22 protein-coding genes are annotated in these 26,720 nt (G+C 64.0%); 10 read left to right on the top strand and 12 right to left on the bottom strand.

All coding sequences use genetic code 11. The annotated features are described in order from the left end of the window. Nucleotides 1-43: 43 nt before the first annotated feature. From ACT6S0_RS00490 to ACT6S0_RS00455, 8 genes are all read left to right on the top strand, one after another. Nucleotides 44-406, top strand: coding sequence for a hypothetical protein (locus tag ACT6S0_RS00490; RefSeq protein ID WP_310333203.1), 363 nt, complete (start codon nucleotides 44-46; stop codon nucleotides 404-406). A gap of 395 nt (nucleotides 407-801) precedes the next feature. Then, nucleotides 802-1,761 (top strand): TolC family protein, encoded by a 960-nt coding sequence (locus ACT6S0_RS00485; RefSeq protein WP_310333202.1) that lies wholly within the window; start codon nucleotides 802-804, stop codon nucleotides 1,759-1,761. Then, a complete protein-coding gene (locus ACT6S0_RS00480) occupies nucleotides 1,758-2,396 on the top strand; it encodes a hypothetical protein (protein ID WP_310333201.1) in 639 nt (212 codons plus the stop codon). Before ACT6S0_RS00485 ends, ACT6S0_RS00480 begins: the two co-directional genes overlap by 4 nt. Then, entirely contained in the window at nucleotides 2,393-3,511 is a 1,119-nt protein-coding gene (locus ACT6S0_RS00475; RefSeq protein ID WP_310333200.1) for an efflux RND transporter periplasmic adaptor subunit, read from the top strand. Before ACT6S0_RS00480 ends, ACT6S0_RS00475 begins: the two co-directional genes overlap by 4 nt. Before the next feature lie 10 nt (nucleotides 3,512-3,521). Further along, nucleotides 3,522-6,650, top strand: coding sequence for an efflux RND transporter permease subunit (locus tag ACT6S0_RS00470; RefSeq protein WP_310333199.1), 3,129 nt, complete (start codon nucleotides 3,522-3,524; stop codon nucleotides 6,648-6,650). Nucleotides 6,651-6,715: 65 nt separating this feature from the next. Continuing rightward, entirely contained in the window at nucleotides 6,716-7,096 is a 381-nt protein-coding gene (locus ACT6S0_RS00465) for a hypothetical protein (RefSeq protein ID WP_310333198.1), read from the top strand. A 4-nt stretch (nucleotides 7,097-7,100) separates the two neighbouring features. Beyond that, the gene (locus ACT6S0_RS00460; RefSeq protein ID WP_404667409.1) at nucleotides 7,101-8,171 is read left to right on the top strand and encodes a DMT family transporter; all 1,071 of its coding nucleotides are present in this window, start codon (nucleotides 7,101-7,103) and stop codon (nucleotides 8,169-8,171) included. A gap of 319 nt (nucleotides 8,172-8,490) precedes the next feature. Further along, complete coding sequence (locus ACT6S0_RS00455; RefSeq protein ID WP_310333197.1) at nucleotides 8,491-9,120, top strand: cation transporter; 630 nt, start codon at nucleotides 8,491-8,493, stop codon at nucleotides 9,118-9,120. A gap of 12 nt (nucleotides 9,121-9,132) precedes the next feature. On the opposite strand, the gene ACT6S0_RS00450 is transcribed toward ACT6S0_RS00455, so the two are convergent. The 3 genes from ACT6S0_RS00450 to ACT6S0_RS00440 form a co-directional block, all read right to left on the bottom strand. Then, complete coding sequence (locus ACT6S0_RS00450) at nucleotides 9,133-9,693, bottom strand: hypothetical protein (RefSeq protein ID WP_310333196.1); 561 nt, start codon at nucleotides 9,691-9,693, stop codon at nucleotides 9,133-9,135. A 464-nt stretch (nucleotides 9,694-10,157) separates the two neighbouring features. After that, nucleotides 10,158-10,766: a mechanosensitive ion channel family protein gene (locus ACT6S0_RS00445; RefSeq protein WP_310333195.1), complete on the bottom strand. Its 609-nt coding sequence runs from the start codon at nucleotides 10,764-10,766 to the stop codon at nucleotides 10,158-10,160. A gap of 135 nt (nucleotides 10,767-10,901) precedes the next feature. After that, nucleotides 10,902-12,266: a hypothetical protein gene (locus tag ACT6S0_RS00440; protein ID WP_310333194.1), complete on the bottom strand. Its 1,365-nt coding sequence runs from the start codon at nucleotides 12,264-12,266 to the stop codon at nucleotides 10,902-10,904. A 564-nt stretch (nucleotides 12,267-12,830) separates the two neighbouring features. Between ACT6S0_RS00440 and ACT6S0_RS00435 the strand changes: the two genes are divergently transcribed. Together ACT6S0_RS00435 and flgB are read left to right on the top strand one after the other, a co-directional pair. Further along, the gene (locus tag ACT6S0_RS00435) at nucleotides 12,831-13,877 is read left to right on the top strand and encodes a porin (protein ID WP_310333193.1); all 1,047 of its coding nucleotides are present in this window, start codon (nucleotides 12,831-12,833) and stop codon (nucleotides 13,875-13,877) included. A gap of 60 nt (nucleotides 13,878-13,937) precedes the next feature. Then, a complete protein-coding gene (flgB, locus tag ACT6S0_RS00430; protein WP_310333192.1) occupies nucleotides 13,938-14,384 on the top strand; it encodes a flagellar basal body rod protein FlgB in 447 nt (148 codons plus the stop codon). 147 nt (nucleotides 14,385-14,531) lie between these two features. Here the strand turns inward: flgB and ACT6S0_RS00425 are convergent, their stop codons facing one another. The 9 genes from ACT6S0_RS00425 to ACT6S0_RS00385 all read right to left on the bottom strand — a co-directional run bounded on the left by ACT6S0_RS00425 (nucleotide 14,532) and on the right by ACT6S0_RS00385 (nucleotide 26,602). Then, nucleotides 14,532-14,972: a DUF6328 family protein gene (locus tag ACT6S0_RS00425; protein ID WP_310333191.1), complete on the bottom strand. Its 441-nt coding sequence runs from the start codon at nucleotides 14,970-14,972 to the stop codon at nucleotides 14,532-14,534. Nucleotides 14,973-15,019: 47 nt separating this feature from the next. Further along, a complete protein-coding gene (locus ACT6S0_RS00420; RefSeq protein ID WP_310333190.1) occupies nucleotides 15,020-17,689 on the bottom strand; it encodes a heavy metal translocating P-type ATPase in 2,670 nt (889 codons plus the stop codon). Nucleotides 17,690-17,840: 151 nt separating this feature from the next. Further along, a complete protein-coding gene (locus ACT6S0_RS00415; RefSeq protein ID WP_310333189.1) occupies nucleotides 17,841-18,203 on the bottom strand; it encodes a hypothetical protein in 363 nt (120 codons plus the stop codon). Between the two features lie 33 nt (nucleotides 18,204-18,236). Further along, nucleotides 18,237-18,428 (bottom strand): hypothetical protein, encoded by a 192-nt coding sequence (locus ACT6S0_RS00410; protein WP_310333188.1) that lies wholly within the window; start codon nucleotides 18,426-18,428, stop codon nucleotides 18,237-18,239. After that, nucleotides 18,422-19,831, bottom strand: coding sequence for a heavy metal sensor histidine kinase (locus ACT6S0_RS00405; RefSeq protein WP_310333187.1), 1,410 nt, complete (start codon nucleotides 19,829-19,831; stop codon nucleotides 18,422-18,424). Before ACT6S0_RS00405 ends, ACT6S0_RS00410 begins: the two co-directional genes overlap by 7 nt. Continuing rightward, nucleotides 19,828-20,511: a heavy metal response regulator transcription factor gene (locus ACT6S0_RS00400; protein WP_310333186.1), complete on the bottom strand. Its 684-nt coding sequence runs from the start codon at nucleotides 20,509-20,511 to the stop codon at nucleotides 19,828-19,830. The genes ACT6S0_RS00405 and ACT6S0_RS00400 overlap by 4 nt, the downstream gene beginning before the upstream one ends. A 97-nt stretch (nucleotides 20,512-20,608) precedes the next feature. Continuing rightward, nucleotides 20,609-23,785: an efflux RND transporter permease subunit gene (locus ACT6S0_RS00395; RefSeq protein WP_310333185.1), complete on the bottom strand. Its 3,177-nt coding sequence runs from the start codon at nucleotides 23,783-23,785 to the stop codon at nucleotides 20,609-20,611. 13 nt (nucleotides 23,786-23,798) lie between these two features. Beyond that, a complete protein-coding gene (locus ACT6S0_RS00390) occupies nucleotides 23,799-25,412 on the bottom strand; it encodes an efflux RND transporter periplasmic adaptor subunit (protein WP_310333184.1) in 1,614 nt (537 codons plus the stop codon). 26 nt (nucleotides 25,413-25,438) lie between these two features. Continuing rightward, nucleotides 25,439-26,602, bottom strand: coding sequence for a TolC family protein (locus tag ACT6S0_RS00385; RefSeq protein ID WP_310333183.1), 1,164 nt, complete (start codon nucleotides 26,600-26,602; stop codon nucleotides 25,439-25,441). Nucleotides 26,603-26,720 lie beyond the last annotated feature (118 nt).

Below are 26,720 nucleotides of genomic sequence, written 5' to 3'. Positions count from 1 at the left end.
TCCTCCAATCAAGGTCTACAAGGGCTGCGGTAAAGTAAAAACCATGCGCCGTGGTGTTATCACCTTCTTCCTGATGCTTTGCATGTGCCTGAATGCACTTGCCAGCACGGCTGCTGCTTTGCTCGCGTCTGATGGCGCCGAGCAGGATCACGCGGTGATGCACCTTGAGGGCCAGGCCCACCATCACGATGATCATGGCGATGGTGATGGCCCGCACGAGGATCAGTCGGTAGCTTCTGCACAGCATATTGCCGGCGACGGCGCTGTTCATGCGCCCGTCTTGATGACCCATGTGGATCTGAGCTTGCCGCCGTTGCCACCTGAGATGCCCGTGCTTGCCACGGCAACGCCCCCTCCCCCGCCAATCCTGGCCGGCCCTGAACGGCCACCCAGAGACTTGTCCTGATTCCGCCGTGACCCGCGCGCGTTGACGCGCGGCTGTCTGTCGCCACGGCGTTGGCCTGCCTCCATGGCCGGTCCGCCCTTCGCATCAGGACTCTCGTGAAACCCCATCCATGGTTTGTTCCATGGCTCGCTGGCGGCGCCTTGGCCGTCAGCGCGCTCGGCTGTGCCGCTCAGGCTCAGCCCCCCACCCCTATCCCAACTGCAACCCTGGCCGCAACGCGTCCCAGCCTGGCACAGGCCGTAGAGGCTGCCTGGCAGCGTTCAGCCGAGGCCGCCCAATCACACGGCCGGCAGCGGCAGGCCCGAGCCGAGCAGGCCGTAGCCGGCAGCTGGTTAGCCGCCCCTCCAGCGCTTCAACTGGCTCAGCGCCAAGGGCGCGGCAACGCCGCCAACGGCTTGCGCGAGACTGAGATCGGTATCGCATTGCCGCTTTGGCGCTACGGTGCTCGGGCGACAGCCGGACAGGCTGCTCAGGCTGAACTCGACTGGAGCGCCGCCGCCGAGCAGGCGGCACGTCTTCTGGTGGCGGGCCAGGTGCGCGAGGCCCTTGGTCAGCTTGCTGCCGCAGAGTCAGAGCAGCGCCTCACCGTGCTGCAAAACCAGTTGCTGGCTGAGTTGACCGACGACGTCGATCGGCGCGTGAAGGCTGGCGACCTCGCTCCGGCCGACGCCATGGCCGCCCGGGCCGAATGGCTGGCGAGCAAAGCCCAGGAAGCTGAGGCTGCGCAGCGACTGCGCGGCCAGCTGGCCCAGTGGCAGCTGCTGACTGGCTTGGCCCTGGCCGCGCAGGCTGAGTCCTCCAAACCGGCAGCCTTCGAGCTCAACGACGCCCATCCAGAGCTGCAGCTTGCTGTTCGTGCCGTCGAACGCGCACAGCGCAAACTGGCCGCTGTCCAGGTCCAACGCAGCGATGCGCCCGAGCTGGGAGTCAGCCTGCGCCAGGATCGCCCCGGCCAGGGCAACCCAGCGCAAAGCAGCGTCGGCGTGGCGTTGCGTATGCCGTTTGGCACCGCCACGTACGCGCAGCCGCGCATCGCGGCGGCCCTGACCGAGGTGGACGTGGCGTTGGTTCAGCAGCAGCGAATGCGAGACCGGCTGACGGCCGAGCTGGAGCTGGCCCGCAGCCAGCTTCGGGCGGCCGAGGCACAGGGCCAACTCGAAGCCCAGCGCGCCGCGCTGCTGCGAGAGCGTGCAGGCCACGTCGACAAGTCATTCAAGGCCGGTGAGTCGCCGCTGCCCGAGCTGCTGCGCGCGCTGAATGCCGCCGCGCAGGCCGAGGCTGCCAACGAACGCCAACAAGCCCAACTGCGCCTGGCCCAGGCGCGACTCCAACAAGCTCAAGGACTTCTCCCATGACTTCTCACTTCTTGCCGCGCGCGCTCTTCTTCGCCGTGCTGGCAGCCACGCTCAGCCTGGGCGCGGTCGCGGCGCCTGGTGCGCACGGCCCCAATGGCGAGCATCTCGACGGCCCGACTACCACCGCCAGCGCTGGCAGCAGCCGTCCCCGGATCGAAGCCAAGACCGAGCAGTTCGAACTCGTCGCAACACTGGGCGGCGGCGAGCTCTCGATGCTGATCGACCGATTCGCCACCAACGAGCCGGTGCTGAACGCGCAGGTCGAGATCGAATCCGGCGGCCTGAAGGCCAAGGCACCTTTCCATGCCGACCTTGGCGACTACGCCGTGGCCGACGAGGCCATGTTGAAGTTGCTCAGCAAGCCTGGCGACCATGCCATCGTCATCACGGTCATCGCCGGCGACGATTCGGACCTGCTGGACGCGACGTTGAAGGTCACGGCGACGCAAGCGCAGGCCGCAGCCGATGCGTCGCACGGCCATGACCATGGTCAGACCGATGACCATGGCCATGAGCACATGAGCGGCTCGCGCAAGCTGTGGATTGGTGTTGGCGTAATCACGGCCGCGCTGGCGGTAACCATCGCCCTGCGCCGCCGCCGTGGCTTCTCGATGAGGAACGGAGGCCAAGCATGAAGCGCACCCTTCTTTGCATCGGCCTAGTGCTGGCCTCATTGTCGAGCTGGTCCGCTCCCGGCGCTCATGGCCCAAATGGGGAGCATCTCGACCAGGCGGCGCCCGTCAATGCATCAGGTCTGGCGCGACTTCCGGACGGCAGCGTCAACGTGCCGAAGATTGCCCAGCGTCGCATGGGCATCCGCACGCTGGTGGCATCGGAGACCGAGGCCGCCGCCACCTTGCAGCTGCCCGGCCGAGTGGTTCAGGATCCCAACGCCAGTGGACGCGTGCAGGCCAGCTACGTCGGCCGCATCGAGCCTGGCCCCAAGGGCTTGCCGGTGCCCGGCCAAGCCGTGCGCCAGGGTGAGATCCTGGCTTGGCTGCGCTATCAGTCCGAACCCTTCGCGCAAGCAGGTCAGGAAGCCCAGCGCGCCGAACTGCGCGCCAGTCGGCAACTGGCCGAGCAGCGCCTCCAGCGCCTCAAAGGACTGGAAGGCACCGTGCCGCGCAAGGAGATCGAGGCTGCGCGCGTGGACGTCGAATCGCTCTCCGCGCGCGAGCGCAGCATTGCGGCCAGCATCCAGTCGCGTGAGCCGCTGCGCGCGCCGGTGTCCGGTGTCATTGCGCGCTCGGATCTCGCCGCCGGCCAGATCGTCGATGCCCGCGATGTGCTCGTCGACATCATCGACCCGAGCCGTCTGATGGTGGAAGCGCAGACAGCCGACGTGACGCTGGGCGAGCGCATCGGCAACGCATCTTTGGCCGGGCAGGACGGTGTGAAGCTGCAGCTTGCCGGCGTGCCACGCGCGCTACGCGATGGCGTGCTGCCGCTGACTTTCCGCGCCCAGGCCGACAAGCCTGGCCAGGCGGCACCGCTCGCGGTGGGCCAGACAGTCAACGTCATCGTGGCGCTTCGTGACAAGGCCAAGGGCATAGCTCTACCGGCAGAAGCAGTCGTGCGTAGCCCCGTCAACGAGACGGTGGTGTGGATCAAGACCGGCGCCGAGCGCTACACCCCGCAGCCCGTGCAGGTGAAGCCGCTGGACGCGAAGACCGTGCTCGTCACCAGAGGCCTCGCGACGGACAACCGCGTCGTCGTGCTGGGCGCGCCGCTGATCGCGCAGATCCGCTGAAAGGACGGCTATGTTCAATTGGATCGTTCAAACCAGCCTGCGCAACCGACTCTTCGTGCTGGCCATCGCCGCGCTGTTGATGGTCTACGGCGGCCTCACGGCGTGGCGAACGCCTGTGGATGTCTTCCCCGACCTGAACAAGCCACTGGTGACGGTGCTCACCGAAGCCGGCGGCATGGCGCCTGAGGAGGTTGAGCAGCTGGTCAGCTTCCCCATCGAGACTGCGCTGAACGGCATGCCGGGCATCACGCGCGTGCGCTCGACGTCGGGCGTGGGCCTGTCCATCGTCTACGCCGAGTTCGACTGGGGCACCGACGTCTACCGCAACCGCCAGCAGGTGGCCGAGCGGCTGGCGCAGCTGCGCGGACAGCTGCCCGGCGACATCACGCCCGTCATGGGGCCGGTCTCGTCCATCATGGGCGAGGTGATGCTGATCGCGCTGCCCTTGAGCGGCCAAGCCAGCCCGATGCAGGCACGCGAGTACGCTGACTTCGTGCTGCGACCGCGGCTACTGGCCATCAACGGCGTATCGCAGGTGATTCCTATCGGCGGCGAGGTGCGCACACTGCGCGTCGAGCCCGACACGGTGCGCATGGCGCAAGTGGGCGTGTCGCTGACGCAGATCGAGCAGGCCGTGCGCGGCTTTGCCAACAATGCGGGCGGCGGCTTCATCGACATGAACCGGCGCGAGTATCTGATCCGGCACCTGGGCCGCACCAACCGCATCGAAGACCTGCAGGGCATTGCTGTCGCGTGGAAGGACGGCCGTGCCATCCTGCTGGAGCAGGTGGCCAGCGTGCGCTTCGCACCTGGCCTGAAGCGGGGCGACGCCGGGTACGGCGGTGCGCCGGCGGTCATCGTCAGCGTGCAGAAGCAGCCTTCGGCGGACACGGTGCAGCTCACGCGCCAGATCGAGACAGCGCTGGAAGAACTCAAGCCGGGCATGCCCAAGGGACTCAGCGCGCCGCGCGTGCTGTTCCGTCAAGCGGATTTCATCGTGGCCTCGATCGACAACGTAACCGGCGCTCTGCGCGACGGCGCCATCATGGTGGCCATCGTGCTGTTCGCGTTCCTGTTGTCGGCACGCACGACGCTGATCTCGCTGATCGCCATCCCGCTGTCGCTCGCGGTGACGGCACTGGTGTTCCGCTGGCTGGGGCAGTCCATCAACGTGATGACGCTGGGCGGCCTGGCGATTGCCATAGGCGAGCTGGTGGACGACGCGGTCGTGGACGTGGAGAACATCCAGCGGCGACTCAAGGAGAACCGCGCGCTGGCGCAGCCGAAAACCGTACTGGAAGTCGTGCGGGCCGCCAGCGTGGAGGTGCGTAGCGGCATCGTCTACGCGACGCTGATCGTCGTGCTCGTGTTCGTGCCGCTGTTCGCGCTGCCGGGCATCGAGGGGCGGCTGTTCACGCCGCTGGGCATCGCCTACATCGTGTCCATCCTGGCTTCCATGCTGGTGTCGATGACGGTGACACCGGTGCTGAGCGCCTACCTGCTGCCGCGCATGAAGCGCCTGGACCACGGCGACAGCCCGTTGGTAGCCTGGCTCAAGCGGCAGGACGGCCGGTTGCTAGCCTGGTCCTTCCCGCGCGCCAAGCTGCTGATCGGCGCCGCTGTGATTGCCGTGGCTGGTGCGGCAGCGAGCATCCCGTTCTTCCCGCGCGCCTTCCTGCCAGCCTTCAACGAGGGATCGTTCGTGCTGTCGTTGATGTTCAACCCGGGCACGTCGCTGGCCGAGGCGAACCGCATGGGCGCGCTGGCGGAAACGCTGATCCAGCAGGTGCCCGAAGTCAGCCAGGTTGGCCGCCGCACGGGCCGCGCCGAGCTGGACGAGCATGCGGAAGGCGTGCATTCGGCGGAGATCGACGTCGACCTGAAACGCGATGGTCGGCCGGTCGAGCGTGAGGCGGTGATGGCCAAGATCCGCGCACAGCTCGCCTCACTGCCGGCCCAGGTTGCCGTGGGACAGCCCATCTCGCACCGGCTGGACCACCTGCTGTCCGGCGTGCGCGCGCAGATCGCCGTGAAGATCTACGGCGACGACACCGACACGCTGCGCGGGCTGGCCGAGCAGATGCGTGCAGGCTTGAGCGCTGTGCCGGGCCTCGTGGACCTGACCGTCGAGAAGCAGGTGCTGATCCCGCAGATTGCCGTGCGGCTGGACCAGCGCAAGGTCGCGCAGGCGGGGCTCTCGCCAGGCGAGGCCGTGCGCATCCTGCAGGCGTTGACCGACGGCGCACATGGTGCCCAGATCGTCGATGGCCCGCGCCGCTACGAGCTTGTGCTGCGGCTGCCCGACGACCAGCGCGGCCCGCAGGACCTTGCACGCACGTTGATCGACACGCCGGCCGGGCGGCTGCCGCTGTCCAGCATCGCGACCGTGGAAGAGGCGGACGGGCCCAACCAGATCGGTCGCGAGAACGGCCGCCGGCGCATCGTCGTCTATGCCAACACCGACGGCCGCGACATGGGCAAGGTCATCGGCGAGATCCGCCAGGTCATCGCCAAGGCGGCACTGCCGGCGGGCGCGTTTGTCAGCCTGGAGGGGCAGTTCCAGGCGCAGGAGCAGGCAACCAACCTCATCGTGGGCTTGTCGCTGATCTCGCTGGCGTTGATGTTCCTGGTGCTCTACACGCGCTACCGCTCGGCGCGGTTGGCCGGGGTCATCATGGCCAACATCCCACTGGCGCTGATCGGCGCCGTCGTGGCGATGTGGATAGCAGGAGTGACGCTGTCCGTCGCCACCATGGTGGGCTTCATCACGCTGGCCGGCATCGCCACGCGCAACGGCATCCTCAAGGTCAGCCACTACATCAACCTGTGCCGCCTTGAGGGTGAGACCTTCGGCCAGCCCATGATCGTGCGCGGCTCACTGGAGCGGCTGACGCCGGTGCTGATGACCGCGTTGGTGGCGGCCTTCGCGCTGACACCGCTGCTGCTGGCTGGCGACGAGCCTGGCAAGGAGATCCTGCATCCGGTGGCGGTCGTCATCTTCGGTGGCCTCGTCAGCTCCACGCTGCTGGACACGGTGCTGACACCTATCGTCTTTTGGCTGGTCGGCGAGAAGCCGCTGAACCGTCTACTGGAAGCCGCCGAAGACGAACCTGCATCGCAGGCCCGGGAAGCTTTCTGAACATTGAGTGGGCCAATGCGGCGCCGCCTGTCCAAGAGCGCCGCACTCAGAGACTGGAGTTATTCATGAAAACCAAGCAACTGCTGATCGCCGCCCTACTGGGCATCGGCGCGCTGACCACAAACGTCGCCATGGCACATGGCTCCGCCGCGCCTCGGCATGGCGGCATCGTGCAGGAAGTGAACGACGTCAACTTCGAGTTGGTTGTCGAGGCGGACGGCGCGACCATCTACCTTGTCGACCATGACGACGACATGCCGTCCAAGGGCATCTCTGGCAAGTTGACCGTGCTGAACGGCGCGCAAAAGTCCGAGGTCGACATCAAGGCTGCGGACGGCAACAAGCTGCGTGCCACCGGCGTGAAGATCGCCAAGGGCGCCAAGCTCGTCGCTTTGCTGAACAACGTCGAGGGCAAGACCGTGACCGTGCGCTTCACTGTGAAATGAAATCATGAGCCTCATGTCCGGGCGCCATCGTCTTCCCTCTCTCCCCGCCATACGCGGGGGGACGCTTGCCCTACTTGCCGCGACGCTGTTCGGCATCAGCACCCCATTGGTTCAGAAACTAGGTCAGGGATTGGGACCGTTCTCCACGGCCGCCCTGCTCTACGTCGGGGCCGCCCTGGTGGGTGCGATGCTGCGCCAGAAGGTAGAGGTCGAAGCTGAAGTGCTGCGCTCGGACTTGCCACGGTTGCTGGTGATGGCGCTGTTTGGCGCTGTCATCGGTCCCGTAGCCTTGGCATGGGGGCTGCAACGCACCAGCGGCGCCAGCGCCTCACTCATGCTCACGTTGGAGGCTCTATTCACTGCCGTCCTGGCCTGGCGCCTCTACGGAGAAACTATGGACCGTCGCGTCTGGGTAGCGATGCTTCTGCTCCTGATCGGCGGCATGCTGCTGATCCTGGACCAAGGCTTCTCCGCGGGCGGGCGATGGGTGGGACTGCTGGCGGTGCTCGTAGCCACGGCGGCATGGGGCTTTGACAACACGCTCTCACGCGCAGTAGCCGACCGAGATCCCGGCCAAGTGGTGCTCATCAAGGCGATCTTTGGCGCCCTTGGGACAACAGCGCTGGCCTTCATGGCAAGCGAGCCAACTCCGGGCCTCCTGGCTGCGCTGGGTCTGCTGGCCGTAGGCGCCACCGGCTATGGACTGAGTCTGCGTTTCTACCTGCTGGCTCAGCGCGCGTTCGGCGCCGCTCGCACTGGCTCCGTCTTTGCCTTTGCACCTTTCATCGGCGCCGCGCTGGCGCTTGCTTTGGGAGATCGCTACCCGGGGAGCGCGATGGTCATTGGCGGATTGCTGATGTTGCTCGGCGTTGCGCTGCACTTGATGGAGTCGCACGAGCATGAGCATGAACACGAAGCCCTGGAGCACGAACACGCGCACCGGCATGACGATGACCACCACGACCATCTCCACGATCCCATGCCGGCAGGGACGCACAGCCATCTACATGCGCATGAGCCAAAGCGGCACCGACATGCCCATGTCCCAGATGCCCATCACGGTCATCGCCACTGAGACCGACGTGGATCATCCCAGGCGATCACCAGTGCGGCCAGAAACGCCCGCCTGGAGCGCTTGGAATATCGGCAGGCGGAGTTCTCTAAGTCTTGCACCATGTAGGCATGAGCCTACGGTGTCATTGGTCGTCCTCCCGCACTTTCAGGCCCGTCCGCCAGCTATTCTTGAATCGTCGCAAGCCAGAACGGTGACCTGAAAAGGAACTGCCGAACAGGCAAACGGCTGAAGACCCGTAGCTTGAACGCTTCGGGTCTTCTCTTTTGGCTGTCCCGCCTGAGAATGCCACCGCCCATACCCACCGAACTCCGTTGATCCGATGAGCGGCAATCATCAGCCCGTCAACTCAACCTCGGACTCCAGCCAGGAAACCGATCGCCGAGTGCTGCTGATGGTGCTGATCATCAACGTCGGCCAATGCGTTGGCGGCGTCGGCGTCGGCATCTGGGCGTCCTCGACAGCACTCATCGCCGCCGCGCTCGACAATCTGGCGGACGCCTCTGTCTACGCCGTCAGCCTCTACGCCGTCGGCCGTGCCGCCGTGATCAAGGTTCGAGCTGCGCGTCTGTCCGGATGGCTGCTGATCGCACTTTCAGTCGCGCTCGCGGTTGAGGTCCTACGACGGTACTTCGGCGGCGAGCCCCCGCTCGGACCCGCCATGATGGTGATGGCCGCCATCAACGCCGCGCTCAACCTGGTGTGTTTGAGGCTGCTCAAACGCCACAAAGGCGACGATGTCAACTTCAAGGCTTCAGCCATCTTCACGAGCAACGACTCCATCGTGAACCTGGCAATCGTTCTGTCTGGTGCCTTGGTAATGTGGTGGGATTCAAACCTCCCGGATCTGGTCCTCGGCCTCATCGTCGCGGTGATTGCAGCCAACGGCGGGCGGGAGATCCTGGCCGAAGCCTCTGCAGCATCAAGCGAGCAAAACCGCAGTCCAGCGTAGAAGGTGTAGCTGCTACGTTCGGGGTGGGCGATAGAGGCGCGACATCCCCCACCAGGCAGTCGGCGCAAGGAGCAACACGCTCCACATGCCAGGGACTGCGTGAGCACCCGCCCCTTGCATGAAAGGAAAGACAAGCCAGTGGGCGAGCTCCGTGATCCCCATCGATGCGAAGAACGACCACGCAAAGTAGCTGCCGAGCGGCTTCCTTCGGCTCATGAGCCACGGTACAAGCAGCCACCCGCCTACGGACAGCAGCACCAGCGCCACCACTGCGGGCGACAACAACTCAGGCGTTGCGACCCCGGTCACGCTAGAGAGCATCGCGAAGAATCCGAACTGCTTCTCTTCGATGCGGTGCACGATGAACAGCAGCATCACCAGCCAGAATGGCCATCGGACGTCCAACCATGTGCCTCGCGTTGGAAGGGCCAGCCAGAGAGTCAGGCCGCCGACGAACCCGGCGGTAAACACCAGCATCGTTACCAGCCCGAACGCGGCAAATCCTGTGGCGAGCACCGCCACGGTGTAAGCAGTCGCGATCCCAACGGTTCGGGCAAAGAGGTGATTGCGCATGCCTGCCTCGTGGTGTGACAAAGGAACCATACCGACGCCGCGGCGAAACCGAAGTCGGACAGCGCGCCATCGCTGTGATCTCTACAGGCCCCTACTGTCCGAAGGTGGCAACTGTGGGATGTACGCCCCCGTCGCCGTTGATAAGTTCGATCTCCGGCATCCATCAAAAGGAATCACCGTGAACACCCATATCCCCGGCCCTGGTCCTGCCCCAGGCAGGCAGGAGAAGTCGCCTGCAGATCTGCCCACCGAGCCTGACAACCCCCTCGACACGCCCGTCGCGCCGCAACCGGAGGAAGGCCCTGGTCACGCAAACGCGAAGGCGAAGCCCGACCGCCGCGCACAGAGCGTGGAGGATGCGCATGTCGATGCCAGCGACCGGGTTAGCGAGACAGAGTCACCCCGGGGATCCAAGCCCTGACGTGGTTGAGAGCGGCATTGAGCAGGCGGCTGGCGGCACCTTGTTAGGGGCCGCCCTGTTGGTCGACTGACAACTCGACCACAGCGTTTCCGTGCCAGCGTCGTACGGCACGCTGGAAGAACAGGCTGTTCGGCAATTGCAGCGTTGTACCGTTCTGTGCGTCGCCGCTCTCCAACAGCGTGGTGTAGACCGGATTGATATCGACGACGCGCCCTTTCATCCCGGCCTTGTCGCCGGCCTCAAGAAGTTCCACCACGTCTCCGATCCGGAAGGCCTTGGTGATGTAGATCAGCAGCGTGCAGAAGAGGTTTGAGAGAACGCTCCATGCCGCGAAGAACGCCACCGCTCCCACCGTCGCGAAACCGGTGAATGCCGTCCAGAGCACCGCGCCCGACACGCCCAAGCGTTCGAGCGCCCATAGCAGCGCGCCGACATAGACCAGCACTCCGACCACGCGCAGGAATACCGAGACGACATTGACCGGCAAGCCATACTTTTGCGTGACGCGGCCAATCAGCTTGTGCGCCAACCGCATGAGGAGCCATGCGGCAAAGGCGATGAGCGCGACCTCAACGGCCGGCACCAGGATGTCCAGCCAGTCGGCAGCCCACACGGGCAACCAGTCATGCAGTGATTGGATGAGCTTTCTCATGGGGAGCATCGAAGTTCGCAAGGGGACTGCGAACCCACAAACCAAACGGCGTGTGGGAGTTCACCTTCGCAACTTTGCGGGAAAAGGGCCCCGCGTCAAGCAGCGGAATCTCGCGTCGCGTGGTCTCCGGTCGATCTACGCCATCGCCGCGTCGACATCGGCCTTGGCCATGTGTGCCCATCGTCCGCCGCTGCGCAGCACCTCCAGGTCATTGGAGCGTGCCTTGGCGAAGAACAGGGATTCAGGCAGACCATGTGCATCGAGAACTTGCTTCAGCTTCACCGCCCGATGGCGGAACTCGATGTCTTGAAGGTCCGTGCCGCGCATGCTGCCACTGGCGACCTGTGCGGCCATCCGGGCAAGCTTCTGCTGAACTTCGACTGAGACAGCAGGAACTGCTCGTGGCGCGGACAGCTTGATATGTCTTATGAAGGGGTTGCGTCCGACCACCAAGCCCCAGGGACGCTGGCCAGCCACCAGATCCACGGTCATGGCCTCGAGCTTGGTGAGGCCGAACTCCCTTGCCACCTCAAGCCGGAGCGCGAGTCCCGGATTCGACTTCGCGATCGAAATGAGCGCTCGTCTCGCCTGGTCGTCACGCCCTTCGACCGGAAGCACGAATGTGTGCAGCAGCGTCTGCGCGTGATCGTCGCCGGCTGACGCTGCCTTGAACAGCCAGTGCATCCCCAGCTCCATCTCCCGCAGCGCGCCCGCTGCGCGGAGAATGGCCGCACCGAGTCTGCGCTGCGCCGCCACGGCGCCACCGGCCGCTGCCTTCTCCAGGCAGAACCTGGCCATCGGTGGATTTGCGACTGAGCCGTTGTGGTTCGAGTGAATCTCGAACAGCCTCGTCCACGCTTCAGCATGACCACCATCGGCTGCACGCATCAGCAACGCTGCCGCTTTGCGGTGGTTCTGACCGGTGACAAGTGACTGCCACCGCACGGCACCGACGTCGTTGCCGCTCAGCGCCATCCCCAGCATCAAGGCCGCATTGCTGTTTCCACGCGCCACGCAATCGTCTAGAAGCATTTCGATGGCCCGTCGATCAACCACGATCGTGGCCTCATCGAGCGCGCTCGCATACGTCAAGGCCTCAAGCACTTTGTCGGCCAAGAGCGCATCCGGGTCAGTGTCCGATTCGAGCCCCAGAGCGAGGGCCCTGAACAGCAAGAGCGGCGCCTGCCGCATCAAAGCCCGATCCATGGCGAAGGTGACAAGATTTGCCCAGCCAAATCCAGGGAGTCTTCTGAGATTCCGCAGACGCGAGACGACCTGCACCTCCGACTGATCGCTGTCGACGTAGGCGGTAAGCACCTTCCTCGCCGTGAGGTCACCACACGCTGCGGCGCTGCGGAACCAGCGCATGCCCTCTTCCGCATCGGCTGCAGTCAATGACAACCACACGGCCAGCTTCAACTGCGCCGCAACGCGACCCGACTGAGCTGCCTGCTGCAGCGTCGCGATGCGTCCGTGCGCAGCGATCTCGTACAGATCCAAGGACTCGATGATCAGTTGCTGGGCGTCGGCCGCTCGGATGGGCTCCGCTTGCTGCAGGTACTCGAGGCCGAGCGGTACGTGACGAGGGAAGCCGCTTGCTCCTTGGAGGTACTTTCTGCCTGCCTCCAAGCAAGCTGCGATATCGCCACGTCGAGCTCTGGAGATCAACTGAGCATCCGGTCTTCTCATCCTGCGCCTTCTTCGCACTGGCGCATCGCCAAAGCTCTCTATCGTTCGTGGACGCTGACAGCGCCCAATCCGCGGGCAGCTTAGAAAGACTCGCCTGACGACCGCCGGTCCGGCGGATTACGGTTTTGTCACTTTCGGGAAGGCTGCCGCGACCCTCGCCATGTGTGACTTCCGTGTGAAACGAAACCAGGAGTTGCGCCACAGCGCGCGATGTCGATTTCAAGGCACGTCAGCAGACCGTTTGCATGCCCCGGTGCGAGCGCGCCCCCACCGAAATCGTCTTCGTCATGGATTTCCCTAGTCGCGATCCATAGCCTTCAAGCTGCTTGAGGCGATCCACGACCTCATGCATCGACCACTGAATAGGAGAAGTACATGAAGAAGCCAGCCCTCTTGGCCTTGGCATGCAGCGCGCTCGCAGGTTCTGCTTTTGCGCAATCGTCTTCCGTCACGCTGTACGGCGTTGCTGATGCCGCCGTTCGCCAAGTGAAGAACGGTAGCGCCGGCACGGTCAAGGGCGTCACCTCCGGCGCCAACACGACCAGCCGCCTGGGCGTTCGCGGTGTGGAACAACTGGGGGGCGGTCTGTCTGCCGGCTTCAACCTGGAATCCGGTGTTGACCTGGACACCGGCACTGCCAATGCCAGCAAGTTCTGGAATCGCCGTTCCACCGTCAGCCTGATGGGTGAGTTCGGCGAGATTCGCCTCGGCCGCGATACCACACCGACCTACAACAACGCCCTGGGTGACGAGTTCAACATCGTCGGCGTCGGGTCGCGTGGCGTGTTCGTCTACGGCTCGAGCGCGGTCCTGGGCAGCGGCGCAACCACCGCCCAGCGTACCGACAACGGCGTGAGCTACTTCCTGCCGAAGAACCTGGGCGGCTGGTTCGGTCAAGTTCATGTCGCCGCCGGCGAAGGCGTGGTCGGCAACAAGTACACCGGCGGCCGTGTGGGCTTTGAGAACAGCACCTTCCTGGTCGGCGGCGCTATCGGTCAGACTGATGTCGGCAGCAGCCAACCGAAGTTCAAGAACTACAACCTGCTGTTCAACTACAAGTCGCCCTGGGGCACCGTGCACACGCTCTTGGATGTGAAGAAGTGGGGCCCGCGCAAGTCACAGGAACTCTCCGTCGGCGCGACCATCCCGGTCAACCCGTCCGGCTCGATCCGCCTGGGCTACACCAACGCCAACCGCTCTGGTGGCGCTGCAGGCTCCGGCTATGCCGACGCAGATGACAGCACCCGTCTGGCCGTTGGCTACGTGCACGACCTGTCCAAGCGGTCGGCGCTGTATGCCACATACGCCAACATCAACAACAAGGGTGCTGCTCGCAGTTCCGTGCTGTACACAACTCCGACGGCCATGCGTGGGGGCGAGAAGTCCTCCGGTCTGGAAGTCGGCATGCGCCACAGCTTCTGATCGGCAATGTAGCTACGAGAGGGGGGCGCTCTGCCGCTCCCCTCTTCGGAGGAACCGCCCATGTCCGACTCACTTCGTCCGACACCCAGCAGCGGCGCCGCGCCCATCGCGGCCGACGACGATTGGAAAGGGACGGCGCTGATCTTCAGGGGACAGCGACAGGCGCTGATCGCCAGCAACATCGCGAACGCCGACACGCCTCGGTACCAGGCACGTGACATCAACTTTGCTGCGGCGCTGGAGGAAGCCAAGCGCTCCCGACCGGCCGCGACAATCGCAATCACGTCGCAACGCCATCTTGCTCCGGACCTGGTAGCGCCGCGCACAACCATGCAGTTTGCCCAGTTCGCGCTGCCGTCCCAGTCCAGCTTGGACGGCAACTCTGTCGATCTTGACAGGGAGCGCGCATCCTTCGCGCAGAACTCCATCCTTCATCAGCTCGCTGTCACGTCGTTGGATGATGAGCTGAAGGAATTCAGGATGGCGATCGCTGATCCTCGACGCTAGCCACGACCGAAAGTCGGCCACGTCGTCAACGCGCTCAGCCGATGCTTCCAATGCATTTGGACCAAGCTCTGGGCGGTCCGGCAAAGGCACTATCCATCACGGTTTAGCGAGCTGAGCAGGCCCGCGATGTCACGCGAGGCCAGTCGGTCACGCAGACTGCCGTCGGTTCCAGATCAGAGGCACCAGCAGCCACGCCGTGCCGATCAATCCACCAATGACAACGCCCGCCACATTTCCCACTGTGTGGCCCAGAACCTCGGAAAGCACGAACTGCGTGGCAAGCACCAGCGCGATAGCAAGAGAGGCCGCGCCCAGGAGCATCTGCCTACTCGCCCGTGCCTTGAATCTCGCTCGCTGCTGAAGTGGGCGCATCAGCCGATGCTGCACCGCAGGCGCGGTGAACAGCACCAATGCCGCGACAGAGAACAGGAACGTCGCCAGGAAGACGTGCTTCTCGGCCTGCACGATGTTGCGAAAGCCCGGGGCGAACGGCACGGCGATCAAGAAGGCGGACAGCAGTTGCGCTGTGGGCAGCAGCACCCGCAGCTCGCCCAGCATGTCTGTCAGATCACCGTCGACATCATCCATCGCCTGTAGGGCTTGCATGTCCTCGCCCCGTTGGTCATGGGGCCGTCTCACGGCTTCACCTCAACGGGCCGAGCCGCTTCCGCCGACTTCATGCTCTTGTCAAACGGTTTGTAGGCCAGCAATCTCAAAGCGTTGAAGACCACCAGCAGCGTCGAGCCCTCGTGGAAGATGACGGCGGTGCCGATGCTCAAACCCAAGATGGTGGAAGGAATCAGGACCGCCACCACACCCAAGCTCACCCAGAGGTTCTGCTTGATAACGCGACTGGTGCTACGGGACAGACCGACCGCAAACGGCAACTGCGCCAGGTCATCAGCCATCAGCGCCACGTCGGCGGTCTCCAAGGCGACGTCCGAGCCTGCCGCACCCATCGCGATTCCGACAGTAGCGTTGGCCATGGCTGGCGCGTCATTGACGCCATCGCCGACCATCGCGACCTTGCCGTGCTCCGTGCGCAGCTTCTTGATCTCCTCGACCTTCTGTTCGGGCATGAGATCGCCTCGGGCTTCCGTCAGGCCGACCGTCTGGGCGACGGCTTCGGCAACCTTCTGGTTGTCGCCAGAGATCATGATCAAGCGCTCAATGCCGAGCTTGCGCAGTTCACCCATGACCTGGCCAGCAACCGGGCGCGGCGTATCCATGACGCCGATCACCCCAAGGAAGCGATTGCCCTTGCGCACGATCATGGTCGTACGGCCATCGGCCACGAGCTTCCTGTTTGCCTCGTCGACGTCCGCAGGCACCTTGGAGTCGGCCAACTCGGTGAACAGCACCGGCTTGCCGATGTGCACCGTTTCTCCGCCGAGCTGCGCCTGCACGCCACGACCTGTGATGCTCTTGACGTCGGACGCCTGCAGCAGGTCGGCTTTGTCGCCAAGCCGCTCCTTCGCGCCGCTGACGATGGCTGCCGCGAGAGGGTGATCGCTATGCTCTTCGACAGCCAACGCCACCGCCAGCAACTCATCCTGAGGCACGTCTTGCGCCGACACCACGTCAGTCAGCTTTGGCTTGCCTTCAGTCAGTGTGCCGGTCTTGTCGAACGCAATGGACGTCAGCGTGCCTAGGTTCTCCAAGGGGCCGCCCCCCTTGACCAGGACGCCTCCTCGCGCGGCACGTGCGACACCGCTCAGGACGGCACTGGGCACCGAGATCGCCAGCGCGCACGGGCTTGCAGCGACGAGAACAGCCATTGCGCGATAGAACGTCTCCGAGAACGGTTCATCAATGACCAGTCCGGCACACAGCAGCACCACGACCAGTGCCAGCACGGAAGGCACGAAGATGCGCTCGAACTTTTCGGTGAACTGCTGCGTGGGCGAACGCTGTGCCTCAGCCTCGGTCACCATCTTGACCACTCGCGCCATCGTCGATTGGTCGGCTTTGCGCGCAACCATGACGTCCATCGCGCCAGAGCCATTGATCGTGCCAGCGAAAACCCGGTTCTCGGCGGACACACGCTCGAAGTTGCCGATCGCCGTCTTGCCATCTTCCACCGGCCGCTTGTCGACGGGAACGCTCTCGCCCGTGACGGGTGCCTGATTGACGCTGGAGGTGCCGACCACCACCACGCCGTCTGCAGGCAGCCTCTCATTGGGCTTCACGACCACAATGTCCCCCACCGCCAACTTCTCCAGGGGCACAACCTCAGTCCCGGATTCGCGACGCACCAGCGCTGTTTCCGGTGCAAGCTTGGCCAGCGCCTCGATGGCGCGACGAGCACGACCCATCGCATAGTGCTCCAGCGAATGGCCAAGACTGAACAGGAAAAGCAGCAACGCCCCCTCGCCCCACGAGCCCAGGGCAGCGGCGCCAGCTGCTGCGACCAGCATCAGGGTGTCGATTTCGAAGCGCTTGGCACGCAGGTTCTCGATGGCCTCGCGAACGGTATAGAACCCGCCGAAGAAGTAGGAAACCACATAGCAGGCGGTGGGTAGCCAGTCAGGCCCAGAACCATTGCGCCCCACCAACCACCCCGCCAGCAGGAATGCCCCCGACAGGCACGCAAAGATCAGCTCTGTCCGCTCGCCAAAGATTCCGCCGTGCTCGTGGCCATCCCCGCCTTCTTCCTCCTTGCCATGGACATGGCCATCTTCCCCATGTTTTGGCCCGCTCCTAGGCTTGCTGCCAGGTCCGTGGTCGTGCTCGTCACCATGCTCGTGGTCATGCCCTGTATGGGCATGACTGGCCGTAGCTGCCTGACTCGCGTTGGCCACAGGCTCTTGAGCCGCTTCCATAGCGAGCTGACGCCGCTCCGCGGGTCCGCTGGCGTCATTCAGGGTGATGTCCAGCGAAGTCAGGCACTGGTCCAGCTTGCCTTGATCAACCGTTGAACGGTCGTACTCGAGGCGCACGACACCACTCGGCGAGACATCCGCCTCAACCACGCCTTCCACCGAACGCAAGACATCAGCGACGCGTTGCGCATACCGGGCATGCATCGGCAGGTTCACTCGGCCAAGGACGTGAGCAAATTGATCCGTCAACGCCATGCCTTCGGAGCTGACGAGCTCACGCAGCCGGCTCAGCGAGATCACATTGGAGTCGTAGTGAACGCACAGCTGTGGTGTGCCTTCCTCTAACCCCGTCACATGTGCTTCGTCAATGCCGGGGCGGCCAGTTAGCTTGTCCTGCAACCGTTTGACGCAGGGATCATCAGCACCGTGAATCTCCGGAAGTACCAGCGGGAGATTCAACCGCAGCTTCTGGGTGTCACTCATGGACAGCTTCTCTTTCTTGAATGGCGGCGGCCGGTACGCAAAAGCTGCAATGGCTGCCCGTGGAGTCGGACCTGCAACCTCAGAAAGTGGTCAGGTCGTCCATGCCACTGGCGGTGCGCCAGCGGCTCTGCCTAGCGAAGCTAGGCTCAGATCAAGAAGCAGCGACCCAATTGGGCCGGTAGATCGCCGGTATCAGTAACCTGGAGTGGTCCTTCTCGGCTGATGCCACGGCATGTGAAACGCCTGCCGGATGCGGGGCGTCGTAGACAACACCAACCAGGCTTGGGCCGCAGAGGTGGCATGCCATGCAGTCAGCGTCTTCGCCATTCAGGTTGTCGACAGGGCTGTTCGCTCCATCCGGAGAGCTCCCCGCCTTGGTCTGGTGCTTGTGCACGTGATGCCCAAAATGGCTGACCTCAACGTCCTGCTCGTGCCGGCAGTAACCGGCGGCTGCCCCCCAGACAAGCTGGAAGGACAACAGTCCAAGCAGAAAGATCACGAGAGCTTTGCGCACCAAATGATCCTAACAACGGGTCGATGTAGGAGGCTACCGCTTTTGGCGCGTCCGGCGTCGCTGCTCGCGACGTTCTTCCCTGCGCTGCTGCTTCTTGATGCGGTCCTGCCGCAGGAAGTAGATCAGCAACAACAAGGAGATGATGATGACCGCGATGGAGCTCCCGAAGATGTAGAGGGCTAGCCCGTGATGTTTCTCGCGAAGGTGTTCGAACAGGTTCAGCACGCTCCATTCCCCTCATCACGCACCCGCACCGCCATGCGTTCTGGTTCACCTGTCTTTGCGGCTCCAGAGCCTGTCATTAGCGTGAATCGGATGAAGGTGCCCGTTTGATCAGACTCCGCGGCCACGGTACCGCCGTGCATCTTCGCGATGGCCGCCACGATGGCCAGCCCGAGTCCGTGGTTGCGGTTCGCATTGGTGCGCGACGGGTCGATCCGGTAGAACCGGTCAAAAAGTCGCGGCAGATGCTGAGGCGGAATCACCTCACCTTGGTTGTGTACGCCGATCGACACGATGCTTGATTCCAAGCGGTCGATGCGAACTTCAATTTGTGATCCTTTGACTGCATATCTGGTGGCATTGCTGAGTAGGTTCGACAGCGCCCGCCGTACCAGCCCAACATCCACGGCGACGCGCGCATCGCCCAGTACCTCGACACGCAGCTCGGCTTCCTCAAGCGCAGCCTCGTGGTACTCGATGACCTCAGCCGCAAGATCCGCCAGGCTCATTGGCAACGTCCGGCGAGCCTCCACGCCACGCTCGGCATGCGACAGGAACAACATGTCCGCCACGATGCCTGCGACGCGCCTGAGTTCCTCCAGGTTCGAGGTCAGCGTGTCATGCAACTCCGCCTGCGATCTCGGACGCCGCAGCGCGACTTCGCAGGATCCGATCAGGATGGACAGCGGATTGTTAAGTTCATGGGCGACGTCAGCGTTGAACGCCTCCATCTGCGCATAGGCTGCCTGCAGACGATCGAGCAACGCATTGAGCTGCATCAGCAGGGGTTGCACCTCTTCGGGCTGGCCTGCCCCGTCAAGGCGCAGGTCCAAGCGACTCGCATCCAGCTCTGATGTCCGGCGTGCCAGCGCATTCAACGGAGCCAGCCCCCTCTTGACAAGCAGGAAGCCCGTCGCGGACACCGCAAACGTGCCCACGATGGCCGCCGTGAGCAGGGTCCACCAGAGGCGGCTCAAAAGGGACTCGTCCTTGCGGATGTCGTAGATGAACTCCGCGGTCCCGGCGCCTCCCAATTCCACCGGCAACTTGACTTCGAACGTCAACCGTTTGCTCATGTCCTCCGGACGAGTGGGATCGTTCTTGTCGAACACCGCCAGGCCATCGCGCTGACGCACCACGAGTGACAGGTCATCGTGGCCCGCCAGAAAGTCGCTCAGCAGATGCTTGATCGCGGGAACGTCGTGAAGCTCCTCCCCTTCTGCCAACAGTCGCTGAACCGCCGCGCGCTTCTTGACGAGCGTATCGTCCTGTCGGCCAGCCAGCGTCAGTGCGATGACGAGATAGACGACCCCGCAGACCAGGCTGAGGCCAACAATGGTCTGCAACGCGAACTGGCGCGACAGCCGCGCACGAAGGCTCGGTGCCTGGAACACCTGCGCGATCACGGTCGTTCCTCCAGCACGTAGCCGACACCTCGGACCGTGTGCAGAAGATGCCGGTCAAACGGCTGATCAACCTTGGAGCGCAGACGGCGGATGGCAACTTCGACCACATTGGTCTCGCTGTCGAAGTTCATATCCCAGACCTGAGACGCGATCTCCGTGCGCGACAGCACATGCCCCTTGCGTCTGAGCAGCAGGATCAGCAGGCTGAACTCCTTCGGAGTCAGCTCAAGCCTTTGCCCCCCTCGAGTCGCCTTGCGCCGTACGGTGTCGACCTCCAGGTCGGCCACCCGGAGGAGGATGGTCTCCGCGTCGCTTTGATGTCCTCCGGATCGACGCAGCAACACCTGCACGCGCGCCACCAGCTCAGAGAACGCAAATGGCTTGACCAAGTAGTCATCCGCCCCGCCCTGCAGACCTCGTACCCGGTCCTCGATCTGGCCGCGCGCGGTCAGCATGAGGACGGGTACTGAACGCGTGTGGCGCAGTGCGGAGAGGACCGCCATCCCATCGATGCCAGGCAGCATCCAATCCAGGATGACGAGGTCGTACTCGTTGACGGACGCCATGTGGAGTCCGTCAACGCCGGAGTGAGCCACCTCAACCTGATACCCCTCCTCCGTGAGGCCCTTGCGCAGGTAAGCGGCCGCCTTGACTTCGTCTTCGACGACCAGGATCTTCATGAGGCCCCGCGGCCCTGCGGCCACCCTCCATGCGAGAGGATCAAGCCCACCAGGCTCCCGCCTTCAGGCCGGGACGTCCCTTGATGCGTACCTGCGTTCATGCGTGAACCTCCTGATCAGGCGTCGGACGCGGTGTCGCGGCCTCATCCTCATCCTTTCGGTGAGCGATGCGATACAGCACCGGCAGAACAAGCAGAGTCAGCGCCGTCGACGACAGGATGCCTCCGATAACGACAGTGGCCAGCGGACGTTGAACTTCTGCACCCGTTCCTGTGGCGATCGCCATGGGTACGAAACCCAGCGACGCCACCAGCGCGGTCATCAGCACAGGCCGCAGGCGGGTAACGGCTCCTTCAAAGATCGCTTCGTCGAGCCGTTTGCCCGATTCCCGCAGGTTTCGGATGAACGAGATCATGACGAGACCGTTGAGCACCGCCACCCCAGACAGCGCGATGAAGCCGACAGCCGCCGAGATGGACATCGGGATGTCTCGCAGCCAAAGCGCCACGATGCCGCCGGTCAGCGCGAACGGAATGCCCGTGAAGACCAGCAGACCGTCCTTCGCGTTGCCAAACATCACGAACAGCAACGTGAAGACCAGCGCCAGGGACACCGGCACCACGATCTTCAGGCGGTTCGTTGCAGACTGCAGGTTCTCGAACTGGCCGCCCCACACCATCCAGTACCCGGTGGGTAGCTTGACCTGTTGCTGGATCGCCTGCTCAGCCTCGGCCACGAACGAGCCGATGTCACGACCGCGGACGTTGGCACTGACCACCACACGACGCTTGCCGTTCTCACGACTGACCTGGTTGGGGCCGGGCGACAGCGACAGCTCGGCAACCTCGCTCAGCGGGATGAATTTGCGCGAGGACGTGCTGCTGCCGGCCGGCAGCGGGACCGGAAGACGCTTGATGGCCTCAAGATCGGAGCGAACGTTCTCGGGCACCCGGACGATGATGTCGAAGCGACGGTCGCCTTCGAACATCGTTCCTCCTTCCTTGCCACCCACCGCCGTCGCCAGCGTGTCCTGCACGTCCTGGACGTTGAGGCCATAGCGAGCCGTCTTCTCACGATCGATCTGCACGCTCAGCATCGGTAGACCGGTGGTCTGTTCGATGTTGACCTCTGCGGATCCCGAGATGCCCTGGAGCACGCCAGCGATCTTGCCGGCCGCCTCGTTCATGACGTCCATGTCGTCGCCGAACACCTTGACGGCCACGTCCGATCGCACACCCGAGATCAACTCGTTGAAGCGCAACTGGATAGGCTGTGAGAACTCGTAGTTCTGACCGGGCAGCTTCCCGACTTCGGCCTTCACCGCAGCGAGCACCTCATCGCGCGTCCGGCGGGGTTCGGGCCACTCAGATGCGGGCTTGAGCATCACGTAGGCATCCGAGATGTTGGGCGGCATCGGGTCTGCTGCGATCTCCGCTGTGCCGGTGCGGGAAAAGACCCGCTCGATCTCAGGGAACTTGGCCTTCAGCGTGGCCTCCAACTGCTGCTGCATGGCTACCGACTGCGACAGGCTGGTGCCGGGGATTCGCAGCGCCTGCACGGCGAAGTCACCTTCGTTCAGGCTGGGCACGAACTCACTGCCCATGCGGGTCGCGAGCAAGCCGGACAGGAACACGGTCACAACGGCAACCGTGATGACCAGCGGCTTGGCGTTCATCACGCGCTGCAGCGCCGGCTCATAAGCCCGACGGGCCCAGCCCATCAGGAAGTTCTCCTTCTCCGACACCTTCTCACCGATGAACAGCGCGACCGCTGCCGGCACGAACGTCATCGAAAGGATCATGGCGCCCACCAGCGCGATCACGACCGTGAACGCCATCGGATGGAACATCTTGCCCTCGACACCAGCCAGCGCAAAGATCGGCAGGTAGACGATCATGATGATCAGCTGACCGAACAGCAGCGGACGACGCGCCTCCTGCGATGCCGCGAACACCTCGTGAAAGCGCTCGGACTGCGTCAACGGCCTACCCTTGTGCTCCTGCGCATGCGCCAGGCGCCTCACGCAGTTCTCGACGATCACGACGGCACCGTCGATGATGATCCCGAAGTCCAACGCTCCAAGGCTCATCAGATTCGCGCTGACCTTCTGCTGCACCATGCCGGTGAACGTGAAAAGCATGGACAGCGGGATCACCATGGCCGTGAGGATGGCCGCGCGGATATTTCCCAGGAACAGGAAGAGGATGACGATCACGAGGATCGCGCCTTCCAGTAGGTTCTTCTTGACAGTACTGATCGCCTTGTCGACCAGCGTCGTACGGTCGTAGACGGTCACAGCGTGGACGCCGGCGGGCAGATTCTTGTTGATCTCCGCCATCTTCTTGTCGACGGCCTGCGACACGGTGCGGCTGTTCTCGCCGATCAGCATGAAGACGGTCCCAAGCACCACCTCCTTGCCGTTGTCGGTCGCAGCACCCGAGCGCAACTCACGGCCAAGCTCGACCGTGGCCACGTCCTTGATGCGAACAGGCACGCTGCCCTCGTTGCGCAGCACGACATTGCCGATGTCGTCGATGGAGCGGACCTGGCCCGGTGCGCGAATCAGGTACTGCTCGCCACGTCGTTCGATGTAGCCCGCACCGACGTTGGCGTTGTTGCGCTCCAGCGCGTTGACGATATCCGCCAGCGTGATGCCGTAGGACGCCAAACGACTTGGATCCGGCGCGACGTGGTACTCCTTGGCAAAGCCGCCGATGGTGTTGATCTCGGTGACGCCCTTCACGTTGCGCAACTGTGGCTTGATGACCCAATCCTGGATCTCACGCAAATCTGTCGGCGTGTAGGGTTCGCCGTTAGGCTTCTTCGCGCCAGGCTTCGTTTCCACCGTCCAAAGGTAGATTTCCCCGAGACCCGTAGAGATCGGACCGATGTCCGGATCGACGCCAGGCGGCATCTGACCCCGCGCGCTCTGGATGCGCTCGTTCACGAGCTGGCGGGCGAAGTAGATGTCGGTACCGTCCTTGAAGATGACGGTGACCTGGGAGAGGCCATAGCGCGACAGCGAGCGGGTTTGCTCAAGACCGGGAAGACCGGCCATGACTGTCTCGATCGGGTAGGTCACGCGCTGCTCTGTCTCGAGCGGCGAGTAGCCCGGCGCCTTGGTGTTGATCTGGACCTGGACGTTGGTGATGTCCGGCACCGCGTCGATGGGCAGCTTCTGATAGCTGAATACGCCCAGCGCCGCCATGCCAAACACGGCCAGCATCACAAGCCATCGATGCTCGATGGCGAATCGGATGATGCGTTCAAACATGTGGACGCCTCTCTCAGTGTGCGTGCGAAGCCGACGCCTTGCCGGCTTCGGACTTGATGACGAAGGCGCCAGACGTGGCGTACTGCGCACCGGCCTTCAAGCCAGACGTGACCTCGGTCCGCTTGCCGTCGCTACGGCCCAGCTCCACCGGGATAGGTGCGAAGCCGCTGGCGGTGCGAACGAACACGACGGACTTGCCTTCCATGGTCTGGACAGCATCCGCCGTCACGGTCACAGGGGCGCTGGACTCGCCAGCGGACACCTCGACGTTCACGAACAGGCCCGGACGCCAAGCGGTCTTCGGGTTGTCGACTACGACGCGCGCTTGAGCGGTACGCGTTTGCTCGCCAATCAGCGCGCCGACATAGGCGACCTTGCCAACTGCCGTCTGCTCGAACGCGGTCGAGCGAATGGTGACGTTCTCGCCGATGCGCACCTGCGGCAGGCTGCTGGCCGGTACATTGATCTGAGCCCAGACCGAACGCAGATCGGAGATGGTGAAGACGTTGACGTCCTCGCGAACCTGCTCGCCGAGGGCAATATGCTTCTCGACGATCACGCCGTTGAACGGTGCGCGCAGCTCGAAACGGTTGAGAGCAGAGGAATCGGGCGACGCACCAATGGCGTTGAGCTTCTGCCGGGCATTGGCAACGGCAATCTCCGCCTCACGCATCGCTTGCTCGGCCTGTTGAACATCCTGCTGGGGAGAAATGCGTTGCTCGAACAACTGCTTCTCCCGCTCGTAGGTTGTGCGGGCGAGCTGGAGGCGCTTCTGTGCAGCCTGCAGCTCGGCACGCTGGTCGGACACGCTCGAACTACTGATGACGGCCAGCACTTGGCCCTTGGTGACCTGCTGCCCCAAGGAAACCGCGACTGACTCGACGACGCCACCGACGCGCGGCACCACATGAGCCGTCTTGTCCTCATTGAACGCAATCTCGCCAGGCAACTTCAGCGCTGTGCGAATGGTGGCAGGCGCGGAAGTGTCGATCGAGATGCCGGCTGCCTTGATCTGGTCGGCCGTCATCGTGACAGCACCCTCGTCCTTGGCAAACGGGAAGGTCAGCACACCATCGCCTGTCTGCACGTTGACCGTGCCCTTGAACAGGTGCGGCTCCTCGATGGCCTGAGCGCTTACCAGAGCACCGGCTTGGATGGCGAACGAAACCTTCTCCGGATCCTGACCAGGTCGTTCCAGTTGCACGGATACCTGTTCGGCCTTCACGCTCACCGGCTTGCCCGCATTTGTCACCCAGACCTTGATGCGTGCAGTCCCACCTTCCTCTGCGAGCAGCATCTCGACGGCGAGACCCTTCTGTGTACCAAGGACCTCGCCACCGTTGGAGCCTTTCTTGGCCTCCTCATGGTGCTCGCCGTCCCCGTGACCATCAGCGTCCTTGTGGCCCTTTGCGTCCTTGGCTTCGCCGTGGTGCTCATCGTCGCCATGGCCCTTGGCCTCATCGTGGCCGTGTCCATGCTCTTCCTCGCCCGCCGGCGCGCTGCCGCCCATGCGGAGGATGGAGACGGTGCCAACGGCGCCCAGCGCCAGAACCACCGCGATGGCGATCAGCTGCTTCTTGCCCAGCGAGGCGCGCAGGCCCTCGGTCGTGCTTTGATTGAATTTCATCGTCGATCTCGAAGTTGGAGTGCCCGTCAGGGGCGGTCAGTCGTGGTGCCGAGCTGGCGGTCAATCTCTGCGGCCGTGCGATGGACTTGGGCCACCGCAGTGAAGTACTGGCTGCGGACCTGGAGCCAGGTTCGCTGCGCATCGAGCGCGTCCAGGAAGCTGAACTTCCCGAGCTCGAAGCCCGTCTTGGCGGCTTCATACGCGCTTTGCGCGCCGGGCAGGACCTCCTTGCGAAGCGCTTCGACCTCGTCCTTGCGGGCCTGCAACAGGTCTGCCATCTGCAGCACTTCTGAACGCAGCCGCAACTCCTCGGCTTGCGCTGTGGCCTGGGCAGCGTCACGGCGGCGCAGGGCTTCCAGCTGCGCACCTTGGTTGCGATCAAAGAACGGCAGCGGCACGGATACGCTGAACACGGCTTGCGTGCGGCCCAGATCCTGTGCCCGACGAGCGCCGACACCCACCGTCACGTCCGGCACGCCATTGGCACGCGCCAAACCGTAGGTGGCATCTGCACGTTGCACCTCAAGCTGAGCGCGGCGTACGGCTGGCGCATCAGGGAGACGAGCCATGATGTCTACTGCAGAAGGTGCAATCGGCAGCGCCTCGACGTTGCCGTCCAGACGCTGGATCGAGCCCTCCGGCGCTCCCATGACTGCTGACAGCGCACGAAGCGCGGCCGAGGCCTCAGCCTGTGCCTGGCGCAAGTCGATGCGTGCAGTAGAAGCGGCGACCCGCGCGCGAGTCTCCTCGGTCGGAGACACCTTGCCCGCGGTTACTCGGCGCACTGCAGCATCTACACCGCTGGCCGCAATGCGCAACGATTCCTCGACCACTTTGACCCGCTCCTGGGCTGTCAGCGCGTCAAAGAAAGCTTGAATAGCGGTGGCGCGGACCTCGGCGCGGCGCGCAGTCAGGTCCAGGGCCGCGATGTCCTTGCCACGCTGCGCGACCTCGACTCGCGCCGCCCGCTTGCCGCCGGTCTCCAGCGTCTGGCTGAGCTGCATCGTCGTGACACGAGTGCCGGACTTCACGTCCTCCTGATCGACGCCTAGCACCGGATTCGGAATCAGACCGGCCTGGCGAACCGTGCCGTCGTTGGCGTCGAGTTCGGCGGTTGCGGCGCGAAGCTGCGGGTTCTGGGCCAGCGCGGCATCCACGGCGGCCCGCAGTGTCAGCGGCGCAATCTGCACGGCCGGGGTGGCAGTAGCTGGGGCTACGCGCGCTTCAGGGGAGGCAGTGTTGGGGGTCCCGGGCGTCTGAGCCTGGGCGAGGGATGAGAGGAGTGCCGCACAAGCAAGCGGCACGAGG

It is taken from the genome of Roseateles sp. (genome assembly GCF_052436255.1).
Lineage (GTDB): Bacteria > Pseudomonadota > Gammaproteobacteria > Burkholderiales > Burkholderiaceae_C > Pelomonas.
The sequence above is the reverse complement of the archived record's forward strand: the minus strand, read 5'-3'. Positions and strand labels throughout refer to the sequence as shown.

Excerpts from the sequence above, each read along its gene's own strand:
- ACT6S0_RS00490 (WP_310333203.1), top strand. The coding sequence starts at position 44 with ATGCGCCGTGGTGTTATCACCTTCTTCCTGATGCTTTGCATGTGCCTG.
- ACT6S0_RS00480 (WP_310333201.1), top strand. The coding sequence starts at position 1,758 with ATGACTTCTCACTTCTTGCCGCGCGCGCTCTTCTTCGCCGTGCTGGCA.
- ACT6S0_RS00475 (WP_310333200.1), top strand. The coding sequence starts at position 2,393 with ATGAAGCGCACCCTTCTTTGCATCGGCCTAGTGCTGGCCTCATTGTCG.
- ACT6S0_RS00470 (WP_310333199.1), top strand. The coding sequence starts at position 3,522 with ATGTTCAATTGGATCGTTCAAACCAGCCTGCGCAACCGACTCTTCGTG.
- ACT6S0_RS00465 (WP_310333198.1), top strand. The coding sequence starts at position 6,716 with ATGAAAACCAAGCAACTGCTGATCGCCGCCCTACTGGGCATCGGCGCG.
- ACT6S0_RS00460 (WP_404667409.1), top strand. The coding sequence starts at position 7,101 with ATGAGCCTCATGTCCGGGCGCCATCGTCTTCCCTCTCTCCCCGCCATA.
- ACT6S0_RS00455 (WP_310333197.1), top strand. The coding sequence starts at position 8,491 with ATGAGCGGCAATCATCAGCCCGTCAACTCAACCTCGGACTCCAGCCAG.
- ACT6S0_RS00450 (WP_310333196.1), bottom strand. The coding sequence starts at position 9,693 with ATGCGCAATCACCTCTTTGCCCGAACCGTTGGGATCGCGACTGCTTAC.
- ACT6S0_RS00445 (WP_310333195.1), bottom strand. The coding sequence starts at position 10,766 with ATGAGAAAGCTCATCCAATCACTGCATGACTGGTTGCCCGTGTGGGCT.
- ACT6S0_RS00435 (WP_310333193.1), top strand. The coding sequence starts at position 12,831 with ATGAAGAAGCCAGCCCTCTTGGCCTTGGCATGCAGCGCGCTCGCAGGT.
- flgB (WP_310333192.1), top strand. The coding sequence starts at position 13,938 with ATGTCCGACTCACTTCGTCCGACACCCAGCAGCGGCGCCGCGCCCATC.
- ACT6S0_RS00425 (WP_310333191.1), bottom strand. The coding sequence starts at position 14,972 with ATGGATGATGTCGACGGTGATCTGACAGACATGCTGGGCGAGCTGCGG.
- ACT6S0_RS00420 (WP_310333190.1), bottom strand. The coding sequence starts at position 17,689 with ATGAGTGACACCCAGAAGCTGCGGTTGAATCTCCCGCTGGTACTTCCG.
- ACT6S0_RS00400 (WP_310333186.1), bottom strand. The coding sequence starts at position 20,511 with ATGAAGATCCTGGTCGTCGAAGACGAAGTCAAGGCGGCCGCTTACCTG.
- ACT6S0_RS00395 (WP_310333185.1), bottom strand. The coding sequence starts at position 23,785 with ATGTTTGAACGCATCATCCGATTCGCCATCGAGCATCGATGGCTTGTG.
- ACT6S0_RS00390 (WP_310333184.1), bottom strand. The coding sequence starts at position 25,412 with ATGAAATTCAATCAAAGCACGACCGAGGGCCTGCGCGCCTCGCTGGGC.